At 70.8% G+C, this 16,294-nt stretch carries 13 protein-coding genes; all 13 read right to left on the bottom strand.

What is annotated here, in order from left to right:
• Positions 1-235 precede the first annotated feature (235 nt).
• Positions 236-1,015 carry a TIGR03936 family radical SAM-associated protein gene (locus PV721_RS00295; RefSeq protein ID WP_319720683.1) on the bottom strand — a complete coding sequence of 260 codons (780 nt, stop codon included), beginning with the start codon at positions 1,013-1,015 and terminating at the stop codon, positions 236-238.
• Between the two features lie 127 nt (positions 1,016-1,142).
• Positions 1,143-2,228: a hypothetical protein gene (locus PV721_RS00290; protein WP_319720682.1), complete on the bottom strand. Its 1,086-nt coding sequence runs from the start codon at positions 2,226-2,228 to the stop codon at positions 1,143-1,145.
• Between the two features lie 76 nt (positions 2,229-2,304).
• The gene (locus PV721_RS00285; protein WP_319720681.1) at positions 2,305-4,230 is read right to left on the bottom strand and encodes a TIGR03960 family B12-binding radical SAM protein; all 1,926 of its coding nucleotides are present in this window, start codon (positions 4,228-4,230) and stop codon (positions 2,305-2,307) included.
• Positions 4,231-4,302: 72 nt separating this feature from the next.
• Positions 4,303-5,823: a CYTH and CHAD domain-containing protein gene (locus PV721_RS00280; protein WP_319720680.1), complete on the bottom strand. Its 1,521-nt coding sequence runs from the start codon at positions 5,821-5,823 to the stop codon at positions 4,303-4,305.
• A 49-nt stretch (positions 5,824-5,872) separates the two neighbouring features.
• Positions 5,873-7,072 carry a rod shape-determining protein RodA gene (rodA, locus tag PV721_RS00275; protein ID WP_319720679.1) on the bottom strand — a complete coding sequence of 400 codons (1,200 nt, stop codon included), beginning with the start codon at positions 7,070-7,072 and terminating at the stop codon, positions 5,873-5,875.
• A gap of 12 nt (positions 7,073-7,084) precedes the next feature.
• Positions 7,085-9,265, bottom strand: coding sequence for a penicillin-binding protein 2 (mrdA, locus tag PV721_RS00270; RefSeq protein WP_319720678.1), 2,181 nt, complete (start codon positions 9,263-9,265; stop codon positions 7,085-7,087).
• Positions 9,266-9,278: 13 nt separating this feature from the next.
• Positions 9,279-9,986: a rod shape-determining protein MreD gene (gene mreD / locus PV721_RS00265; protein WP_319720677.1), complete on the bottom strand. Its 708-nt coding sequence runs from the start codon at positions 9,984-9,986 to the stop codon at positions 9,279-9,281.
• 13 nt (positions 9,987-9,999) lie between these two features.
• Entirely contained in the window at positions 10,000-10,947 is a 948-nt protein-coding gene (gene mreC / locus PV721_RS00260; protein WP_319720676.1) for a rod shape-determining protein MreC, read from the bottom strand.
• A gap of 133 nt (positions 10,948-11,080) precedes the next feature.
• A complete protein-coding gene (locus PV721_RS00255; RefSeq protein ID WP_008738981.1) occupies positions 11,081-12,100 on the bottom strand; it encodes a rod shape-determining protein in 1,020 nt (339 codons plus the stop codon).
• 306 nt (positions 12,101-12,406) lie between these two features.
• Positions 12,407-12,817, bottom strand: a complete 411-nt coding sequence (ndk, locus tag PV721_RS00250; protein WP_030710854.1) for a nucleoside-diphosphate kinase — start codon at positions 12,815-12,817, stop codon at positions 12,407-12,409.
• 97 nt (positions 12,818-12,914) lie between these two features.
• On the bottom strand, positions 12,915-13,337 hold the full coding sequence (locus PV721_RS00245) for a DUF4233 domain-containing protein (protein WP_319720675.1): 423 nt from the start codon (positions 13,335-13,337) through the stop codon (positions 12,915-12,917).
• Between the two features lie 3 nt (positions 13,338-13,340).
• Entirely contained in the window at positions 13,341-14,879 is a 1,539-nt protein-coding gene (gene folC / locus PV721_RS00240) for a bifunctional tetrahydrofolate synthase/dihydrofolate synthase (protein ID WP_416370990.1), read from the bottom strand.
• A gap of 200 nt (positions 14,880-15,079) precedes the next feature.
• Entirely contained in the window at positions 15,080-16,231 is a 1,152-nt protein-coding gene (locus tag PV721_RS00235) for a sensor histidine kinase (RefSeq protein WP_319720673.1), read from the bottom strand.
• Between the last annotated feature and the right edge of the window lie 63 nt (positions 16,232-16,294).

Here is a 16,294-nt window from a genome sequence, read left to right as displayed (position 1 = left end):
TGCGGGCGGTTCTCCCGTCACGCTCCCGGGCGCCGCGGCTGACTTCCGGTCCGGCTCGGCTCCGCGTAATGAGCGCGGAACCGGCCTCCGGGGCGCGTTCGCCACACGGGAGCTGTAGTCCATGGCCGCCGGTTCCGTACGTGTTGTCCGTACGGCCTGGCGGAAGTCTTCAGGTCAGTGCGCGGCCCGACCCAGGTGGCTCCCGAGTGCCAGGGCTGCGCGACGACGACGATCCCTACGCGGCGGGACCTTCCGGCGCCTTCGCGTCGGCTGCTACGGCGGCCGTGGGTGGGGCGGCCGTGTCAGCCTCGCGGTCGGGCGCGAGCGGGTCGGTCACCGTGCCGGACTCCTCGTCGAAGAGCCCCTGCGCCAGCCTGGTCACCGCTGAGGGGACCGGCGGCGCCAGGTCGGCCACAGCTCGGAGACCGGACAGGACGTCGTCGGGTCGCACGGCAGGTGTCAAATGCCGAACAACCAGCCGCAGTATCGCACAGGCATTGTCCAGCGGCCTATCAGCCGGGGCAGGAAGGGCTTCGAGAGAGACGACGGCCCCGCGCGTGTCGAAGGTCCGCATCCCGTTCTTGGTACGGCGCTGCACCTCCACGGTCTCGGCGGCGAGGAAGGACGTCACGGCCCGCTCGGCCTCAGCGAGCTCCACGCCGTCCAGGCGCAGCTCCCACACGGAGGCGGTCAGCCGGTCCGCGAGGCCCGAGGTGCGGGCCTCGACGGCGTCGATGATGTCGAGCCCGGTCGGCATCGACTCGTCGAGCAGCTCGCGGAGCTTCTCGGGGTCGCGGGGCTCGGCGAGGCCGATCTCCAGGTATTCGGCCTCGCTGCCGGTCCCGGTCGGGGCGGCGTTGGCGTACGAGACCCGCGGGTGCGGGGTGAAGCCAGCCGAGTACGCCATCGGCACCTCGGCGCGGCGCAGGGCCCGCTCGAAGGCGCGCTGGAAGTCGCGGTGGCTGGTGAACCGGAGGCGGCCGCGCTTGGTGTAGCGCAGTCGGATGCGCTGCACCACCGGTGCGGGAGGCGGGCCTTCGGGCTGTCGCTTGCCCAGTGGTTCTTCTCCTTGTGCGGGGCTCCGCGGCTCGCGCGTCGCCCTGAGCGTCTGTGGGACCGGCCGGCCCCGCCCTGCCTCCGGCTCACCCCTGCCGTTCGTGGAGGGAGATCTCGGGAGCGGGCGTGTTGCCTGCGGCTGTCGTACTACCCAGAGTACGCGCCCGTGACCTCGCCGGTTCCACGGGAGGAGTACCGAACAGCGTCTGCCGTACGGCGGCCCGTGCCTCGCGGACGGCCGCGCGGCCGGTCCGCCAGACCTCGCGCACGGCGTGTCCGACCGGGGTGAGCACGTGCCGGTACACCCGGGAAGCGGGCCACCCGACCAGCACCCAGCCGACCCGCTTGAGCCCGCGCCACAGGGCGGCGGCGATCCGTCCGGCCACGTGCCAGGCCCATGCGAGGACCTGCCCGACCGGCGTGAGGACGTACCGGTAGAGGGCGGCGGCCAGCCACACCACGCCGAGCCCGACGGGCCGCAGCAGGTACCGGTACAGGGCGACCACGAGCCAGACGAAGCCCAGCCCGACCGGCCGCAGCAGGTACCGGAACACGGCGACGGCGAGCCAGACGAGCCCGTGCCCGACGGGGGTGAGGACGTACCGGTAGGCCGCCGCGGCCAGCCATGCGATCCCACGGCCGACGGGCGCGAGCAGGTACCGCCACAGCGCGACCCAGGGCCACACGAACAGCGTCATGCCGAGGGCCCACAAGGTCCAGGTCACGCCCTTGGCGAGGGGCGCGAGCAGGTAGCGCATGCCGCCCCGGCCGATCCATGCCAGCGCCTCCCCGAGCGGACGCAGCACGTAGGTGCCCAGGATCCGCCCGGCCGGCGCGAGCAGGTGGTCGTACGCGCCGCGGCACAGCCACGCCAGCCCCTGGCCGACCGGGGTGAGCACGTAGCGCCAGAGCCCGACCCACGGCCAGACGAAGACCAGCTTGAGCAGGGTGGTCAGCAGCCACCCGAGCGCACGGAGCAGCGGCTGGAGGACGTGGACGTACAGCGGTCCGAGGACGTGCCGGTGCGCGGCGCGGCCCGCGGCGGCCAGCAGTTCCCAGACCACTCGTACGGGCAGTACGACGAGTACGGCGACGATCTTCACGGGGATCCTGATGACGCCCACCAGGCACCCGTCACCGCCGTCGGCGGGAGGCCGTTTGTCCATTTCCATGCAGTGGAGGACACGGCGGAGGCCCCCACCCGTTGCGGGCAGGGGCCTCTCGTGACCCAAGGGTTACTTCGGCGGACTACTTCACGACCGACAGCGGCAGCAGCTTCTTGCCGGTCGGGCCGATCTGGATCTCGGTCTGCATCTGAGGACACACGCCGCAGTCGAAGCACGGCGTCCAGCGGCAGTCGTCGACCTCGGTCTCGTCGAGGGCGTCCTGCCAGTCCTCCCAGAGCCAGTCCTTGTCGAGACCGGAGTCCAGGTGGTCCCAGGGCAGGACCTCCTCGTAGGTGCGCTCGCGCGTGGTGTACCAGGCCACGTCGACGCCGTAGGCGGGCAGCGTCTTCTCCGCGGCCTCCATCCAGCGGTCGTACGAGAAGTGCTCGCGCCAGCCGTCGAAGCGGCCGCCCGACTCGTACACGGCGCGGATGACGTCGCCGATGCGGCGGTCGCCGCGGGAGAGGAGGCCCTCGACGATGCCCGGCTTGCCGTCGTGGTAGCGGAAGCCGATGGAGCGGCCGTACTTCTTGTCGCCGCGGATCTTGTCGCGGAGCTTGCCCAGGCGGGCGTCCGTCTCCTCGGCCGACAGCTGCGGCGCCCACTGGAAGGGGGTGTGCGGCTTCGGCACGAAACCGCCGATGGACACCGTGCAGCGGATGTCGTTCTGACCGGAGACCTCGCGGCCCTTGGCGATGACGTTGACCGCCATGTCGCCGATCTGGAGGACGTCCTCGTCGGTCTCGGTCGGCAGGCCGCACATGAAGTACAGCTTCACCTGGCGCCAGCCGTTGCCGTACGCGGTGGCGACGGTGCGGATCAGGTCCTCTTCCGAGACCATCTTGTTGATGACCTTGCGCATGCGCTCGGAGCCGCCCTCGGGGGCGAAGGTCAGGCCGGAGCGGCGTCCGTTGCGGGTCAGCTCGTTGGCCAGGTCCACGTTGAAGGCGTCCACGCGGGTCGACGGCAGGGACAGGCCCACCTTGTCGTCCGAGTAGCGGTCCGCGAGGCCCTTGGCGATGTCGGCGATCTCCGTGTGGTCCGCGGAGGACAGCGACAGGAGGCCGACCTCCTCGAAGCCGGTCGCCTTCAGTCCGCGCTCCACCATCTCGCCGATGCCGGTGATGCTTCGCTCCCGCACGGGGCGCGTGATCATGCCGGCCTGGCAGAAACGGCAGCCGCGGGTGCAGCCGCGGAAGATCTCCACGGACATGCGCTCGTGGACGGTCTCGGCGAGCGGGACCAGGGGCTGCTTGGGGTAGGGCCACTCGTCGAGGTCCATGACGGTGTGCTTGGACACCCGCCACGGCACGCCGGAGCGGTTGGGCACGACACGGCCGATGCGGCCGTCCGGCAGGTACTCCACGTCGTAGAAGCCCGGCACGTAGACGTTGCCGGTCTTCGCCAGGCGCAGCAGGACCTCCTCGCGCCCGCCCGGCCGCCCCTCGGCCTTCCAGGTGCGGATGATCTCGGTCATGTCGAGGACGGCCTGCTCGCCGTCGCCGATGACCGCGCAGTCGATGAACTCCGCGATCGGCTCGGGGTTGAAGGCCGCGTGGCCGCCCGCGAGGACGATGGGGTGGTCGACCGTACGGTTGCGGGCCTCCAGCGGGATGCCCGCGAGGTCCAGCGCCGTGAGCATGTTGGTGTAGCCCAGCTCCGTGGAGAAGGACAGGCCGAACACGTCGAAGGCGGAGACCGGGCGGTGGCTGTCCACGGTGAACTGCGGCACCTTGTGCTCGCGCATCAGTTCCTCGAGGTCGGGCCACACGCTGTACGTGCGCTCGGCGAGGACGCCCTCGCGCTCGTTCAGCACCTCGTAGAGGATCATGACGCCCTGGTTGGGCAGCCCGACTTCGTACGCGTCCGGGTACATGAGCGCCCAGCGGACGTCGCAGCTCTCCCACTCCTTGACCGTGGAGTTGAGTTCACCGCCGACGTACTGGATGGGCTTCTGCACATGCGGAAGCAGGGCCTCAAGCTGAGGGAAGACCGACTCGGTCATCACGCGACTTTCGTGAAGCGGGCAGGGGGCAGCTCTCAAGCGTACCTCGGCCCCCAGCCGCCCCCGCCCACATGATCATCCCAACGCCGTCCGCAGCGCGGGGTCCGAGGCCTTCGTCCAGATGCCCGGAAGTTCCCGTTCGCGCCGCTCGGCCAGGGCCTCCTCGCGGGCGTAGAGGACGCCCCAGGTGAACGCGGACTCGCCCGCGCCCGCCGCCTGGACCGCGAGGCCGCGCAGGGCCTCGCGGGCCACCACGCTGTCCTGGTGGTCGCCCAGCAGGCTCTGGACCTTCTTCCCCGCCTTGGTCAGGCGTTTCGCCGGCTTGCCCAGGCCCGGCTCGGCCGACTCCGCCGCGTACCGGAGGCGCTTGGCCGCCTTGCGGGCTTCGTGCAGGGCCACGTCCCGCTCCCCTCCCTCCGCGAGGGAGAGCGCGCCCTCGACCCGGACGGCGAGGCGCGCGTAGTCACGGAGCACCGCCTTCGGCAGGACCGCCCGCGGCTCCTTGTCGGCGCCCTTGAGCAGCGGCGGCGCCTCCAGCAGGGCGTCGAGGGAGTCCAGGAGGGAGACGTACCGCTCGCTGTCGAGGACGGCCAGGACGCGGCGCCGCGACGCGGAGCGCCGGGTGGTGTTCCACACCCGCAGCCGGCTGCGGACCGGGCCGATCACCAGGGTGCGCGGCAGCTCGCCGAGGCTGGTCTGGATCCGCTCCAGCAGGACCTCCTGGTCGCGGTCGACGCCGAGTTCGGCGGCCAGCCAGCGCAGCTCCTCGCCGATCGGGTCGGTGGCCGCCCGGTCGAGCACCTTGCGGTACGTCTTGAAGGCGCTGCGCAGGCGGCGCGTGGCGACCCGCATCTGGTGGACGGAGTCCGGCAGGCTCCGCCGCACGGCCGGGTCCTGGGCGATCAGGGCGTCGCGCTGTTCCCGCAGGTACGCCAGGACGTACGCGCCCGCCGTGCCCTCGGGTCCGCCGCCCTCGGGCCGGGCCGGGGGCACGGCGTCGGTCTCCTCGAGCGCCCGGGCGAGCTTCGAGGGGGCGTCGGAGACCCGGAGCCCGCCCTTGCGGAAGGTCTTCTCGACGGCGTCGAGCAGTTCGGGGTCCACTCCGTCGGCGAGTTCCACCTCGACCTCGGTCCAGGAGGCGCTGGCCTGGCCGCGCTCGGCCAGGACCTCGTCGGTGCTCAGTTCCGCGAGCAGGGCTCCGCCGGCGTCGAGCAGGTGACTGACGCGGCGTGAGGAGACCAGCCTGACCTGCGGCTGGAGTCCGGCGCCGCGCACCCGGGAGCGGACGAGGGCGGCGAGGGAGGGCGGGACGGTGTCACTGAGTGCGGCCGTCACCTCGTCGCGCACTCCCGGGGAGACGGGCAGTTTGAGGTGCCAGCCAGCGTCGGCGCCGCCCGTTCTGCGCCGCAGGGTGAGACCGTCTGCGGCGAGGCGTTGGTCGGGGGTGTCGTAGTACACGGCGTCGAGGTCGACGGTGCCCTGGTCGGAGACGGCCGCGATGGCGGCCGTGCCCGTCAGGTCCGGCACCCCGCGCCGGGCAGATTTGGCCTTGGAGAACTCGAATTTACGCTCGATTTCGCGCTTGGTGTCCGCCATAGACCGAACTTAGTCCTGAACGGATCACGACGGCAGGGTGAACAGGAGATCAGGCTGACAATGGCCGTTGAACCTTGATCGACTGCAGCAGTCCGATCGCCACCCACACCGCGAACATCGACGAGCCTCCGTAGGAGACGAACGGCAGCGGCAGCCCGGCCACCGGCATGATCCCGAGGGTCATCCCGATGTTCTCGAAGGACTGGAAGGCGAACCAGGCAATGATCCCGGCGCAGACGATCGTCCCGTACAGCTCGGTGGTCTCCCGGGCGATCATGCAGGCCCGCCACAGGATGACGGCCAGCAGGAACAGGATCAGCCCGGCCCCGAGGAAGCCCAGCTCCTCCCCCGCCACGGTGAAGACGAAGTCGGTCTGCTGCTCCGGCACGAACTGGCCGGTCGTCTGCGAGCCCTTGAACAGCCCCGAGCCGGTGAGACCGCCGGAGCCGATCGCGATGCGCGCCTGGTTGGTGTTGTAGCCGACGCCGGCGGGGTCCAGCTCGGGGTTGGCGAAGGCCGCGAAGCGGTTGATCTGGTACTCGTCGAGGACGCCGAGCTGCCAGATCAGGACGGCGCCGCCCGCGCCGGTGCCGAGGAGTCCGAGCACCCAGCGGTTGGAGGCGCCCGAGGCCAGCAGCACGCCGAGCACGATGACGATCATGACCATGACGGACCCGAGGTCGGGCATCAGCATGACGATGCCCATCGGGGCGGCGGCCAGGCAGAGCGCCTTGACGACCGTGCGGTGGTCCGGGTGGGTGAGGTCGCCCGCGTCCACCCGGGTGGCCAGCAGCATCGCCATGACCAGGATGATCGTGATCTTCACGAACTCGGAGGGCTGGAGGGAGAATCCGCCGCCGATCACGATCCACGCGTGGGCGCCGTTGATGGTGGCGCCGAGCGGGGTGAGCACGGCCAGGATGAGCACCAGCGAGAGCCCGTAGAGGACCGGCACCGCACCGCGCAGGGTGCGGTGGCCGAGCCAGACGGTGCCGATCATCAGGACGAGGCCGATGCCGGTGTTCAGGGCGTGCCGGGCCAGGAAGTAGTACGGGTCCCCCTGGTTCAGCTGGGTCCTGTTGCGGGTCGCCGACCACACCAGCAGGGCGCCCATGAAGGACAGGGCGAGCGCGGACAGGAGTATCGGCCAGTCGAGCCGGCGCACCACGGAGTCGCGGGCGGTGAGCCTGGCCATCCCCCCGCGCTCGGGCGCGTACCGGGAGACGGAGAACTTGTTGGCGGTCTGCATGTCTTTCGGTCCTCAGTCGTGCCGTGCGGGGGGCGGGGCGGGCGGCCCGGCGAGGGCGGGCGGTTCCAGTTCCTCCGGGGACGGCGGCACGTACGGCCGGATCTCCGGGGAGTCGATGGAACCGTCGGGGCGGATCTTGGGCAGCTTCGCCTCGGGCTGCAGCAGCAGGGCCTTCTTCACGTCCTGCTTGCCGGCCATGTCGAGACCGTAGATGGCGTTGTAGAGGTTGCGGACGGCGGGGCCGGAGGCTCCGGAGCCGGTGCCGCCCTGGGAGATCGTCATGACGATCGTGAAGTCCTTGGTGTAGGTCGCCAGCCAGGACGTGGTCTGCTTGCCGTACACCTGGGCGGTGCCGGTCTTGGCGTGCATCGGGATCTTGTCCATCGGCCAGCCGATGAACCGCCAGGCGGCGGTGCCGCCCGGCTCGGCGACCGAGCGCAGGCCCTTGTCGAGGTTGGCGATGGTCTTGGCGTCGACCGGCAGCCTGCCGTGGGACTGCGGCTTGATCATCTCGATGCGCTTGCCGTCAGGGCTGATCAGGGCCTTGCCGACCGTGGGGTTGTAGAGGGTGCCCCCGTTGCTGATGGCGGAGTACGCGGTGGCCATCTGGATGGGCGTGACGAGGACGTCTCCCTGGCCGATGGCGAAGTTGATGCTGTCGTAGGCCTTCAGCTGGTTGCCTTCGAGGCAGCTCTCGTAGGCGATCTGCTCGACGTAGGTGCCGCCCCGCTTGCCCTGCTTGCACCAGGAGTTCTTGTTGGCCGCCCAGAAGCTCTGCTTCCACTGCCGGTCGGGGATCCGGCCGGTGACCTCGTTCGGCAGGTCGATGTGGGTCTCGGAGCCGAGGCCGAATTCGCGGGCGGTCCGGTAGAACCAGTCGTGGGCGTCCTTCTTGGGCTTGAGGCCGCCGTCGCGCTGCCACTCCTTGTGGCCGAGGGCGTAGAAGACAGTGTTGCAGGAGAACTTGAGCGCGTCGCCGAGGGTGATGGGGCCGTGCCCCTTGGACTCGAAGTTCGCGAAGCTCCGGCCGCCGAGGCTGTAGGAGCTGCTGCAGTTGTACTTGTCGTTGAAGTCGTAGCCGGCCCGCACGGCCGCGCTCGCGGAGACCACCTTGAAGATGGAGCCCGCGGGGGCCTGGCCCTGGATGGCCCGGTTGAGCAGCGGGTAGTTGGAGTTCTTGCTGGTGAGCCTGGCGTAGTCCTTGCCGGAGATGCCGCCGACCCAGGCGTTGGGGTCGTAGTCGGGCTGGGAGGCCATCGCGACGACGCGGCCGGTCTTGGCCTCCATGACGACGACGGCGCCCGAGTCGGCCTCGTACTTGCGGCCGGTGATGTTGTCGGTCTCGTGCCGGACGACCTTCATCGCCTGCTGGAGCTCGTACTCGGCCACGGCCTGGACCCGGGCGTCGATGCTGGTGATGAGGGTGGACCCGGCGACGCCGGGATCGGACTTGGTCTGGCCCATGACCCGGCCGAGGTTGTCGACCTCGTACGAGGTGACCTCCGCCTTGCCGCGCAGCTGGCGGTCATAGGTGCGTTCGATTCCGGAGCGGCCGACCTGATCGGACCTCAGGTGCGGCGAGTCGGTGTCCTTGGCCTTCTGGATCTCGTCGTCGGTGACCGGCGAGAGGTAGCCGAGCACCTGGGAGGTGCGGGCCCCGCCGGGGGCCGGGTAGCGGCGGACGGCGGTGGGCTCCGCGGTGATGCCGGGGAATTCCTCGGGGCGCTCGCGCAACTGGAGCGCCTGCTGCGTGGTGGCTTCGAGGGTCACCGGGATCGGCTGGTACGGGGAACCGTTCCAGCAGGGCGCAGGGGTCTGGGAGTCGCAGAGGCGGACCTTCTCCATGACCTCCTTGGGGGTCATGTCCAGGACGTCGGCGAGGCGGGTCATGACGCCCTTGCCCCGGTCCTTCATCTTCATCAGCGCGGTCCGGCTGGCGGAGACGACCAGCCGGGTCTCGTTGTCGGCGAGGGGGACCCCGCGGGCGTCGAGGATCGAACCGCGCACGGCGGGCTGGACCACCCGCTGGACGTGGTTGCTCTTGGCCTCGTGGTAGTACTCCGCGCCGTTGCGGATCTGCAGAAACCAGAGCCGGCCGCCGAGGGTGACCAGCATCGAGACGATGAGCACCTGCATGATGACGAGCCTGATCTGCACCCGGGAGGTGCGGCCGGTCTCCGGAACGTTCGTCATGCCCGCTCCTCCCTCACAGCTTCTTGACGCTCTTCACACCCTTGACTGCCTTGACGCCCTTTATGCGGACGGCCTTGTTGGCGCGGGAGCGCGCGGTCTTCAGCCGCAGGCCGCCGCGCTGGCTGCCGATGCGCAGGCCCGTACCGCCGGCCAGCCAGCCGGCGGAGACGTCGGCGGCCTTGTTGGCGGGGCCGCCGCCGGCGTCGACGGCCATCGGGTCGTTCTCGGCGCGCCGGGCCAGGGCCATGATGAACGGCACCGTGAACGGCGCGAGCAGCAGGTCGTAGAGGGTCGCGGTGAACAGCAGCCCGGTCAGGCCCACGTGGCGTGCGGCGGTGTCGCCGACGAGGGCGCCCACGCCCGCGTAGAGGAGGGTGGAGCCGATCGCGGCGGCGACGACGGTGAGCATCGGGCCCCAGGCGGAGCGGAAGCGCCCGCCGTCGGGGCGGACCAGCCCGCAGAGGTATCCGATGACGCACAGCACGAGCGCGTACCGCCCGGCGGCGTGGTCGGCGGGCGGGGCCAGGTCGGCGAGGAGACCGGCGGCGAAGCCGATCAGGGCTCCGCTGACGTGCCCGTACACGAGTGCGAGGGCGACGACGGTGAGGAGCAGCAGGTCGGGTACCGCGCCGGGCAGTTGGAGCCGGCCCAGGACGGTGACCTGGACGACGAGGGCGACCACGACGAGCGTGGCCGAGAGCAGGATCCGGTTGAAGCGCATGGGCGGTCTGCTCCTACTCGTCGGCCGGCTTGCCGGGCACGCTGGCGGACCCGGACGGGGTCACCGTGACGGTGACCGTCGGGGTGGGCTTGGGGGCCTCGGGCTTGGGCGGCAGCACGGCGTCACGGGGGTCCTCGCGCGGCGGCATGACGACGACGCCGACGATGTCCAGGCGCGAGAAGGCGACGGCCGGGTTGACCCAGACGGTGCGGGTCAGGTCGCCGCGCGAGGGGTCGACCTTGACCACCTCGCCGATCGGCACGCCGGGCACGAAGGGCTTGTTGCCGCGCGAGCCGAAGGTGACGAGCCGGTCGCCGGGGTTGATCTTGGCCTTGCCGTTGAGCATCTGGACGGACATCGGGCGGTCGCCCTGGCCGGTGGCGAAGCCGAGTTCGCCGGTCTTCTCCAGCCGGGTGCCGACGGTGAAGTCGGGGTCGTTGGCGAGGACGACGGTGGCGGTGTCGGGGCCGACGGTGCTAACCCGGCCCACGAGCCCGTCCCCGTTGAGGACGGTCATGTCGCGTTCGATGCCGTCCTTGCTGCCGGCGTCGATGGTGACGGTCCAGGAGAAGCCCTGGGCCGCTCCTATCGCGATGACCTCGGCGCCCTTGATGCCGTACTGCCCGGCGCCCGCCCGCTTGAGCATCTCGTCGAGCTCGTGGATGCGGCTGCGGGTCTGCTCGTCGCTGCCGAGCTTGGCCTTCAGGGCCGCGTTCTCGCGCTCCAGCACGGCGACGCGGTTGTGCCGCTCGCCCGAGTCCCGTACCGCCCCTATGGCGTTGGCAACCGGATCGACAGCGGTCGCCACACCCTTCTCGACCGGCCCGAAGACCGCTGCCGCGGCCTGCCGGGCACCGTCGACCGGCGACTCCTCGCCTGCCCTGATGTCCACCGTGATCAACGCGAACGCGATGGCGATCAGAAGCACCAGGAGCAGCCGGCTTTCTCGTGTGTCCCTCACGTGCGGCGGCCGTGCCTTCCTCGTCGGAATTCTCTTTTGCCTGTATATCAACGATCCGCCGCACGGGCCCGGTAGCACCCGTACGGCGGATCCTTGTGTTCCGCATAGCCCCTCCGGCAGGGAGGGGTGTCTGTCAGCGACGGGGCTGGGCGTCCAGGACCTGCTGGAGCGCCTCGAACTCCTCGACGCACTTGCCGGAACCGAGCGCCACGGAGTCGAGCGGGTCCTCGGCGATGTGGATCGGCATGCCGGTCTCCCGGCGCAGCCGCTCGTCGAGGCCGCGCAGCAGGGCGCCGCCGCCGGTCAGGACGATGCCGCGGTCCATGATGTCGCCGGAGAGCTCCGGCGGACACTTGTCGAGCGTGGTCTTGACCGCGTCGACGATGGCGTTGACCGGCTCCTCGATGGCCTTGCGCACCTCGGCGGCCGAGATGACGACCGTCTTGGGCAGGCCGGAGACCAGGTCGCGCCCACGGATCTCGGTGTGCTCGTCCTTGTCGAGGTCGTACGCCGAACCGATGGTGATCTTGATCTGCTCGGCCGTGCGCTCACCGAGGAGGAGCGAGTACTCCTTCTTGATGTGCTGGATGATGGCGTTGTCGAGCTCGTCGCCGGCCACCCGGATGGACTGTGCCGTGACGATTCCGCCGAGGGAGATGACGGCGACCTCGGTGGTGCCGCCGCCGATGTCCACGACCATGTTGCCGGTGGCCTCGTGGACGGGCAGGCCCGAGCCGATGGCGGCGGCCATGGGCTCCTCGATGATGTGCACCTGGCGGGCGCCGGCCTGCGTGGACGCCTCGATGACGGCGCGTCGCTCCACTCCGGTGATGCCGGAGGGGACACAGACCACGACGCGCGGACGTGCCAGGTACCGTCGCTTGTGGATCTTGAGGATGAAGTACCGGAGCATACGCTCGGTGATCTCGAAGTCGGCGATGACGCCGTCCTTGAGGGGTCGTACGGCGACGATGTTGCCGGGCGTGCGCCCGATCATCTTCTTCGCCTCCGAGCCGACCGCCAGAATGCCGCCGGTGTTCGTGTTGATGGCGACCACGGACGGCTCGTTCAGGACGATCCCCCGGCCCCTCACGTACACCAGCGTGTTGGCGGTCCCGAGGTCGATCGCCATGTCACGGCCGATGAACGACATGTTGTTCCCCTTGTTCCCCATGAGGAGCGTCTGGCCTTCCAGTTGATAGCGGCTGCTGTCAGGTCGGCGAGGTGGGTGTGTGGGTGGAGGCCCCATCGTAGTGCCGGAGGTGCGGACACCGCGCGACGGGACTCCGGCAATCCCGCCGGAATGGATACCCGCCCCCTTAGTGGTGACGACGTGTCCTGCCCAGGCGTTCCCGCTCACGCCGGGAAATACCGAGGGGCGACCGAAATTACTTCGGTCGCCCCAGGTCATGAGCGCTATTTGGCTGATGTCTCGTCAGGAAAGAGTGCTCCGAAAGAGTCAGAGAGCCGGGAAGAACAGCTTCAGCTCGCGCTCCGCGGACTCCTCCGAGTCCGAGGCGTGGATCAGGTTCTCCCGGGTGACGGTGCCGAAGTCGCCCCGGATGGAGCCGGGCGCCGCGGCGATCGGGTCGGTGGGTCCGGCCAGCTGGCGGACACCCTCGATGACGCGTTCCCCTTCGACGACCAGGGCGACCACGGGACCGCTCGCCATGAAGCCCATGAGGGGCTCGTAGAACGGCTTGCCCTTGTGCTCGCCGTAGTGCGTCTCCAGGGTCTCCTGGTCCAGCGTGCGCAGCTCCAGTGCGGGAATGGTCCAGCCGGCCTTCCGCTCGATGCGGCCGATGATCTCGCCGACCAGACCGCGACGGACGGCGTCGGGCTTGAGCAGGACGAGGGTGCGCTGGGTCATGTTTCGGCTCCTTGCGGCAAACGGGTGCGGTGGGACGAATCTACAGGGCCATCAGGGGCCGTCCGGCCGGTCGCCGGCCGGGCCCGGAGGGGACCCGTCACGCGGTGTCGGGCGCCGTGGACGCGGTGGACGCCGTGGACGCGGTGGACGCCGTGGACGCCGTGGACGCCGTGGACGCCGTGGACGCCTCCTGTGCGGCCGCCCAGCGCTCCTTGATCGTGTCGATCTTCCGGCCGTAGTGCACCGAGCACCACCACAGGCCGGCGAACACCGCGCCGAGGAAGAACATCGTCGGGACGACGAACCCGCTCGCGATCAGGCCGATCTGCAGGGCCCAGCCCAGCGGGACCGCCCCGGGACGCGACAGCATCCCGCACAGCAGCACCGAGAGCAGCATCGTGACCCCGCACACCGTCCAGACCGCGGCCTGGGTCAGGTCGGGGTCCTTCATCGCCACCAGCCCCGCGAAGCCGATCACGAAGAACTCGCCGATCAGCGTGCTCGCACACAGCGTGCGCATCCCTCAGCCCCTCTTCAGCAGCAGGCGGGCCTCGCCCACCGTGATCACGGAACCGGTCACCAGGACCCCGGCCCCTCCGTACTCGGCCTCTTCCTCCGCCAGGGTGATCGCCGCCTCCAGGGCGTCGTCCAGCCGCGGCTCCACCTGCACCCGGTCCACGCCGAAGACCTCGACCGCGACGGCGGCCAGCTCGTCCGCGCCCATCGACCGGTGGCTGGAGTTCTCCGTGACCACCACTTCCGCGAAGATCGGCTCGAAGGCCTCCAGCACCCCGCGGACGTCCTTGCCCTCGCTCGCCGCCACGACCCCGATCAGCCGGCTGAAGCCGAACGACTCGGTCACCGCCTCCGCCGTGGCCGCGGCGCCCGCCGGGTTGTGCGCCGCGTCCAGGACCACCGTCGGACTGCGCCGCACGACCTCCATGCGGCCCGGCGAGGTCACCGAGGCGAAGGCCCGCTGCACGGTCTCCAGGTCCAGCACCCGCGCGCGCTCCTGGCCGATCCCGAAGAAGGCCTCGACCGCCGCCAGCGCCACCGCCGCGTTGTGCGCCATGTGGGCGCCGTACAGCGGCAGGAAGATGCCGTCGTACTCCCCGCCCACACCGCGCAGCGTCAGCTGCTGGCCGCCGACCGCGACCTCGCGCGAGACCACGCCGAACTCCATGCCCTCGCGGGCCACCGTGGCGTCGACCTCCACGGCCTTCTTCAGCAGCACCTGCGCCGCGTCCACCGGCTGCTGCGCCAGGATCACGGTCGCGTCCTGCTTGATGACGCCGCCCTTCTCCACGGCGATCTCGCCGGGCGTGGAGCCGAGCCGGTCGGTGTGGTCCAGGCTGATCGGGGTGACCACCGCGACCGAGGCGTCGATGACGTTGGTGGCGTCCCAGCTGCCGCCCATGCCCACCTCGACCACGGCCACGTCCACGGGCGCGTCCGCGAAGGCCGCATAGGCCATTCCGGTGAGCACCTCGAAGAACGACAGCCGGAACTCCTCGGCGGCGTCGACCATCTCCACGTACGGCTTGATGTCCTGGTACGTCTCGACGAACCGCTCGGCGCTGATCGGCGCCCCGTCGAGGCTGATCCGCTCGGTGATCGACTGCACGTGCGGGCTGGTGTAGCGCCCGGTGCGCAGCTCGAAGGCGTTCAGCAGGCACTCGATCATGCGGGCCGTGCTCGTCTTGCCGTTGGTGCCGGTGACGTGGATGGAGGGGTACGCGCGCTGCGGCTCGCCCAGCACGTCCATCAGCGCCGCGATCCGCGACACCGACGGCTCCAGCTTGGTCTCGCCCCAGCGGTCGGAAAGCTCCTGCTCCACCTCCAGCAGTGCCTTCGCGACCTCCGGGTCGACGGGCGGCGCGGGTACCGGGTCGCCCTGGGGCGGTCCGGCCTGGGCGCGCAGGGTGCGGCTGCCGGCCTCGATCACCGCCAGGTCGGGGTCGCGGTCGGACTCTTCCGCCACGATCTGGTCGAACTCGTCGAAGGTACCGGCGAGGTCGTCGTTGTCGTCGCGGTCGTGGCTCTCGGGCTGCTGCTCACTCACAGGGCCAGTCTACGGACGGGGACCCGCAGGACTTTCGGCCCGGCCGTTCGGGAACCTTCGGCGGCAAGAGCGACCGGATCGTTATGCAAGCCTGGCGAGCAGCAGATAGGGGAACAAATGCCGCAGGCCAGCACCAACAAGACCCCTGGGCGGCCTGCTGGTCCCGGCGAAAACCTAGGCACTGGCGGAGCCGGGCGCCCTCAGCCGCGCGGTAGCGTGGCCACGACCTCGTACGCGTCCCGCGTGCGCCTCGCCGTCAGGGTCCCGCCCAGGCTGCGCACGCGCTCGGACATGCTCGCCGTGCCGGAGCCCGCCGAGACGGGGGCCCGGCCCGGGGTCCGGGCCGGCAGCGCGTTGCTGACGGCGATCCGCAGCTGCGGGCCGTCCGTCGCGATCGACACGTCGATGGTTTCTCCGTGCGCGTGCTTGGCGGCGTTGGTCAGGCACTCCTGCACCACCCGGTAGACCGCCGCCTGCCGCAGCGGAGACAGCCCGTGCACCTCCCGGTCCATGGCGAGCCGCACCGGCGACCCCGCCCGCCCGCTCTCCTCGGCCAGCGCGGACAGCCCGTCCACGCCCGGGGTCGAGGCCCGCTCCCCGCGCTGCACGATGATCTCGTTGAGCACCAGGTGGGCCCGGCGCGCGGTGTCGGCCAGCTCCTCGAAGTCCTTCGCGTGCGCCGTCTCGCGCGCCCGCACGGACAGCACTTCGGAGCGCACCGTCAGCAGGGTCAGTTCCCGCCCGACGAAGTCGTGGACGTCGCGGGCGACGGAGGTGCGCTCCTGCTGTACGGCCTGCAGCACGGCGGACTCGGCCCGCCGGGCGGTGAGCTCCCCCACCAGGTCGTGCCGGTAGGCGGCGATGCCCACCGCCGAGGCGAGCACCCCGATGGGCACGAACAGGCCGAGGAGGCCGCTGAGCGTCCCGGCCTTGTCCGCCGCCCAGCCCGGCACGCCGCAGAACAGGAGCAGCGCGAAGCCGACGTACCCGATCGTGGCCAGGACCGCGGCCCGGCGGCCCCGGTAGCGGCCCACCGAGTACAGCGCGAACTGGATCAGGGTCAGCTCGTGCAGCCACCCGATGAACAGCAGCGCGGCCAGGTACGAGATCCAGGGCGTACGGCGGCGCACCAGCAGGCTCGCGCACCCCACGGCGAGCACGACGGCGGCCGCGGGCCCGCTCAGCGAGTTGTCGGCGGCGGCGAGTCCCGGCAGGTCGAGGGCCATCAGGCCGAGGCAGCTCAGCCCCGTGAGCACGTCCAGTGCGCGCGGCGACCCGGCCCAGCCCTCGGCGAGCCGGCGGCCGGAGGCCACCCACCGGTGGTACGCCGGGACGACGGGCTGGACGCGCATGCCCTCCATCTTCCGGGGTCGGCGGATCGGATCGGATCAGCCGGGACCGAAGACTGAGTGATT

It is taken from the genome of Streptomyces sp. MB09-01 (assembly GCF_033794505.1).
In the GTDB taxonomy this organism is placed as follows: Bacteria; Actinomycetota; Actinomycetes; order Streptomycetales; family Streptomycetaceae; genus Streptomyces.
This window is presented reverse-complemented; position numbering and strand designations above follow the sequence as displayed.